The sequence below is a fragment of the Roseivirga ehrenbergii genome (genome assembly GCF_001593005.1).
GTDB classification, from domain to species: domain Bacteria; phylum Bacteroidota; class Bacteroidia; order Cytophagales; family Cyclobacteriaceae; genus Roseivirga; species Roseivirga ehrenbergii.
The window spans coordinates 237,180-243,335 of the sequence record NZ_LQZQ01000051.1 but is presented as its reverse complement, the minus strand read 5'-3'; the positions used below and the strand labels follow the sequence as shown (position 1 = coordinate 243,335).

Here is a 6,156-nt window from a genome sequence, read left to right as displayed (position 1 = left end):
TAATGGAAACGCTAACATTACCGCTGCTCAGGTTGACAACGGTTCTTCTGATAATTGTAACATTACATTGACTGTTGATAAAACATCATTCGACTGTAATGATCTTGGTAATAAAACTGTAACATTAACAGGAACTGACGCTAGCGGAAACTCTGCTTCAGCTACCGCTACAGTAACTGTGATTGACAATATCGCTCCGGTAATTACTGTTAATAATAACATTACGGTTGAGGTTGACGAAAATGGAAGCGCTACAATTACACAAAGCCAAGTTGTTACTTCTGTAGGGGATGACAACTGTGGAAGCGTGAACATTACTATTTCTAAAACTAGCTTTGACTGTACTGATTTAGGTACAAATACCATAACAGTTACTGCAACTGATGCTAGTGGAAATGTGACTACCAAAACTGTCACTGTCACTGTTGTAGACTCTTCTGCCCCTGTATTTACAAACCCAACTTCGGGCTCAGTAATTAGTCAAAACCCAACGGCTCCAGCAATGGACTTCAATGTCTTTGTTAGAAATAATGTTTCATTCAAAAACAATGAGACAGAAGGTGCGGTTGCTCTTGGTGGTGACTTATCTATTGACGGAAGCTATCAGGTTTCTACAAATAGCACAGGTAGCTTCAAAGTAAACAACGTTCCGGTAACTCTTGTTGTAGGTGGAAAAGTAAACTACAATAGTGGAAACTCTCTTCAGGTAAATCAGAATGGATATGTAAAAATTGGTAATGCTAACGGATCTAAAGTTTGGTACCAAGATCAAAATGGTGCCAACTCCCCTATCCGAATTACTAAAGACAACAACTACAATAGTAGCCCAAGACTTCACTTACAGGCCAATGCCCAACAACTTGGCGTAAACGCTTCGAATAACCCAATTTTCGAATCTAACGTGATTGATTTTGAAGCTGCATTTGCTCAAATGGAAGCCAGCGCGCTATCTATGAGTCAGTTGGCTAATAATGCTAACTTGACTAACCCTAACGGACAGCCTATCAGCAATACCAACTTGCCTAATCAAGTGAAAATCAATTTGCAGGATGGCTTAAATGTGTTGAATGTAACCGGAAGTGATTTAAACAATGTTTCAGTATTCACTTTCAACAACCAACCAAGCCAAAGTAAAATATTGATTATCAATGTTGATAACCCAGGTACGTTTAACTGGAATGTATATAACACAGGAGGAATTGGCGAACACGTTTCACCATATATCTTATATAACTTCTATAATAGTACCACAGTTAAAATTCAAGGAAACGGTTCTATTATAGGTACTGTATTCGCTCCTTTTGCCTTCATTAATAAAACAAGCCATAACAACATATCTGGGCAGGTAATTGGTAAATCATTTACTCAACTGTCTGGTGAAAACCACATGTTTGGGTTCAGCGGAACAATCACTAGTGGAACAACTACAGAGATCGAAGAAGGTAGTACAGTAGTTAGAAATGCAGATGATTGTACTTATGAAGTGCAAGGTCCTGAGTTTACACCTGCGGTAACTGATAACGGTTGTGCAGATGTTTCACTAACTTATGCCTTATCTGGTGCTACTACAGGTTCTGGAACTGATTTATCTGGTGTAAGCCTTAATGTAGGACAAACAGTAATTACATGGACAGCTACTGACGGAAGTAACACAACTACCTTTAGTATAACTGTGGATGTAGAAGACAATACTGCCCCTACCGTTCTCGCGAAAAACATCACAGTAGCGCTTGATGCCAACGGAAATGCAAATATCACTGCTGCTCAGGTTGACAATGGTTCTTCTGATAATTGTAACCTTACACTTTCTATTGATAAATTATCATTCGACTGTAATGACATTGGTACGCAGACCGTAACATTAACTGGAACTGATGCTAATGGAAATGCTACTATGGCCACTGCCACAGTAACTGTAGTTGACAATATTGCGCCTACCATTGTAGCCGACAACATTACTATTGAAATTAATGAGAATGGATCTGCATCTCTAACTCAAGAGCAGCTCATAACGTCTATTACGTCTAACAACTGTGGAGATGTTACTTTGTCTATTAGTAAAACCTCTTTTGATTGTACAAACCTTGGTCAAAATGTAGTAACGATAACTGCGACTGATTCACATGGAAATTCTTCTAATACAAGCATTACAGTAACTGTTATTGATAATGTGGCTCCAGTTTGGATTGGCCCAGGAGTAGGTGGTTCTTCATCTGCAGCAATGAACCCTACTGCACCAGCAATGGACTTTAATATATTCATTAAAAATAACCTTACACTTAAGCAAAATGAAGCAGAAGGAGCTGTTGCGCTTGGAGGAGATTTAACTCATAATGGATATTTCCAAGTATCTACAAACAGCCTTGGTAGCTTTAAAGTAAACAATGTTCCAGTGTCCCTTCTTGTAGGCGGAAAAGTGAACTACAGTGGAGGTTATTCATTAAAAGTAAACCAATACGGATATATTAAAATTGGTAACGCAAATGGTTCTAAGGTTTGGTACCAGGATCGAAATAATGCCTACTCTCCAATCCGTATTACCAAAGACAACAATTATTACAGCAGCCCTCTAATTGAACTACAAGCAAATGCTCAACAATTAGGTGTTAGTGCAAGCAACAATCCAGTTTTTGAATCTGGCTTGATAGATTTTAATGAAGCTTTTGCTCAATTAGAAACGAATTCTTTGGCCTTAAGTCAGTTAGAAAATAACGCAGATTTGACCAATGCTAATGGCCAATCAATCAGTAACACCAATTTACCTAATCAAGTGAAAATCAATTTACATGATGGTGTTAATGTGTTAAATCTGACAGGAGACGACCTTAACAGAGTTTCAACTTTTACATTCAATAATCAGCCAAATCAAGATAGAATTTTGGTTATTAATGTGAACAGCCCTGGTAGTCTAAACTGGAATGTTTACAACTCAGCAGGAATTGGTGAGAATGTAGCTCCTTATATTATATACAACTTCTACAATACTACTTTCCTTCAGGTTCAAGGCAATGGCTCTGTTATCGGCTCTTTACTTGCTCCTTACGCAGAAATCAACAAAACAAGCTGGAATAATATTTCTGGTCAAATCATTGCCAAGTCGATGACTCAGCATGGTGGAGAAACTCATATGTTTGCTTTTGCAGGAACTATTGGATCTCAAAACAACAGCAGTACTGAGACCATCGAAGATGGAGAAACTGTTTCAAGAAACACTGAAGATTGTGCTTATACAGTTGCTGGTAATGAGTTCACCCCATCAATTGGCGACAATAGTTGTGCAAACCTTTATTTATCATATGCCTTATCTGGTGCTACTACAGGTTCTGGAACTGATTTATCTGGTGTAAGCCTTAATGTAGGACAAACAGTAATCACATGGACAGCTACTGATGGAAGCAATACAACTACCTTTAGTATAACTGTGGATGTAGAAGATAATACAGCCCCTACTGTTCTTGCGAAAGACATTACAGTAGCGCTTGATGCCAACGGAAATGCAAACATTACTGCTGCTCAGGTTGACAACGGTTCTTCTGATAATTGTAACCTTACTCTATCTGTTGATAAAACATCATTCAACTGCAGTGACCTAGGTACGCAGACTGTAACATTAACTGGAACTGATGCTAACGGAAACTCTGCTACTGCTACAACTATTGTTACTGTGGTTGACAATACTGCTCCTAATGTAATTACTCAGGATATTTCAGTATCACTTAATGCTAGCGGAAACGCAATTATTACAGCAGCTCAGATTAACAATGGCTCTTCGGACAATTGTGGTATTGAAAGTATAACAGTAAGCAAAACAAGCTTCGATTGTTCTAACCTTGGTGATAACACTGTTACTCTTACTGTTACTGATAACAACGGTAACACAAGTACTAAAACAGCTACTGTTACCATTGTTGACAACATTGCACCAGTATTCACTAGTGCCCCTACTAACAAAGTATATCAGGCAGAAAATGGAAATTGTAACCTACAAGCTTACTGGACAGTACCTGTGGTTTCTGATAACTGTAATGTAACATTAACTAGCACTCATAACCCTGGAGACGTGTTCCCTGTAGGGACTACAACAGTAACCTACACTGCCACTGATGCTGGCGGAAACTCTGTTTCTACAAGCTTTAATGTTACGGTTCAAGCGAGCCCTATGAATGTAGTGCTTCAAGCAGATACTTATACTACTGCTTCTGGCATATACAACACTACATGTAGTGGTGCTGAGGATGGAAAAGTAATGCTGGCAGTAACTGGAGGTTGTGGTCCATACACTTACTTATGGAGCAATGGTTCAACCAGCAAAGACCTTAACGGTGTTGAAGCTGGTACATATAGTGTGACTGTAACTGATAACAACGGAACTCAGATCCAAAAGAGTATTACCTTAACTTCACCAACAGCTATTGAGGTTGAAAAAGTAGTAACCACAGAGCAAACATTAACCGGTTATGGTGACGCAAACACCATCTACCTAGGTTTTGGTGAGCAAACTGCGGTTCTACAAGCAAATGCTACTGGGGGAAGTGGTGATTACACTTACACTTGGTCTCCAAACGAAGAAATAGCATGTTCATTTGAAAACACTGTTACTGTAGCTCCTCAGGTTACCACTACCTACACTGTAGTTGTAACTGATTCAAACGGCTGCTCTACTACTGAAAGCTTCACCATCAATGTAATCGATGTTCGTTGTGATGATTACAATGCTCCTGGAGGATCAAACGGAGGCGGTAACGATGACGATGATGATGACAACAATGGTGGTGGTGACAATGGCGAAGTATTCGATTGCCAGTGTGAAGGTAAAATGAAAAACTTCACAGTTGTATATAACGGTTTCTCTGGTGTAACCATCAAAGCGTACAAAAAAGATAAGAAGACAGTCATTAAAACTTTCAACAATGTTCAAAATGGTGAAGAAATTCAGGTAACAGGTTTTGATCATAAAGGAAGACTAGACAGTAAGACCTATTTAGAAATTGGTAGCGCTAAATATGAAATTCATACATCATGTTCAATCAATATCATGGGTGAAACCTATGGGCCATTTACTGTAATCGAATTTACGGATGGTGACGGGGCTACTTGTTCTGGAAATGGAACTCCATCAACAGCCAATTTCACTGGAAGCGTTGCCCCTATCGTAAGTCATTCAGGTGGTTATACTTATGGTGATGATGATGATGACGACAATTACCGAGATGATGACGATGACGACAACTATAGAGATGACGATGATGATGACAATCACACTCACAACAGTACTTGTGGCCACGATGATGACGATGACAACGGAAGCACTCCTGGTTCAGATTGTCAGTGTGAAGGCAGAATGGAAAACTTTACTGTTGTTTATCAAGGCCAATCTGGAAAAACAGTTAAGGCTTACAACAAGAAAATGGACTACCTAATTGAAACTTATTACAATGTTCAATATGGAGACACCCTTGTTGTAGAAGGCTTCGATAAACACGACAGATTGGAGTCTAAAACAATGCTGATGGTGGATTGGACAAGCTACGAAGTACATACTTCTTGTTCTATCAACATCTTAGGATCAGAGATTGGACCATTTAAAGTGGTTGCCTATACTGATGGCGAAGGTTTCACATGTTCTCTTCCGAGCGAAGATGGAAACAACGATGGTGGAGGTAACAGTAGCGGTTGCAATGTTGATACCATCAACTGGACAGGTAATGTTACAATTTGCTATAATGGACAGACCTACTGTGTAACTCAAGAAGAAGCTGAAAACTATTTAGCACTTGGTGCTAGCCTAGGCTCATGTAGCTTTAATATCACAGCCTCTTCTAAAGGTATCGCTGCTAAAGCCACAGGAGAGAATACTGATATAAATACTGAGATCAAGTTCGAAGTAAGTACCTACCCTAACCCGGCATCTGATTTGGCTAATATTACATTTAATGTAAACCAAGACGGACCTGTTACGGTAGCCATTTTCGATACTAAAGGTCTTCAGGTTGGCAATACCTTGTTTGAGGAAAATGCAGAAATCGACAGAAAATATACTGTAGTATTTGATGCATCATCTGTAAAAGAAGGTATCTATATTATAAGATTAAGAACTGCAGGATATATTGAAAGCAAGAAGCTAATGATTAAGAAATAAGCCTATTCTTTTAGCAG

At 39.0% G+C, this 6,156-nt stretch carries 1 protein-coding gene; it reads left to right on the top strand.

Annotated elements, in window-relative coordinates:
- Nucleotides 1-67 precede the first annotated feature (67 nt).
- Complete coding sequence (locus MB14_RS18360) at nucleotides 68-6,139, top strand: collagen-binding domain-containing protein (protein ID WP_221405517.1); 6,072 nt, start codon at nucleotides 68-70, stop codon at nucleotides 6,137-6,139.
- The last annotated feature ends 17 nt before the right edge of the window (nucleotides 6,140-6,156 follow it).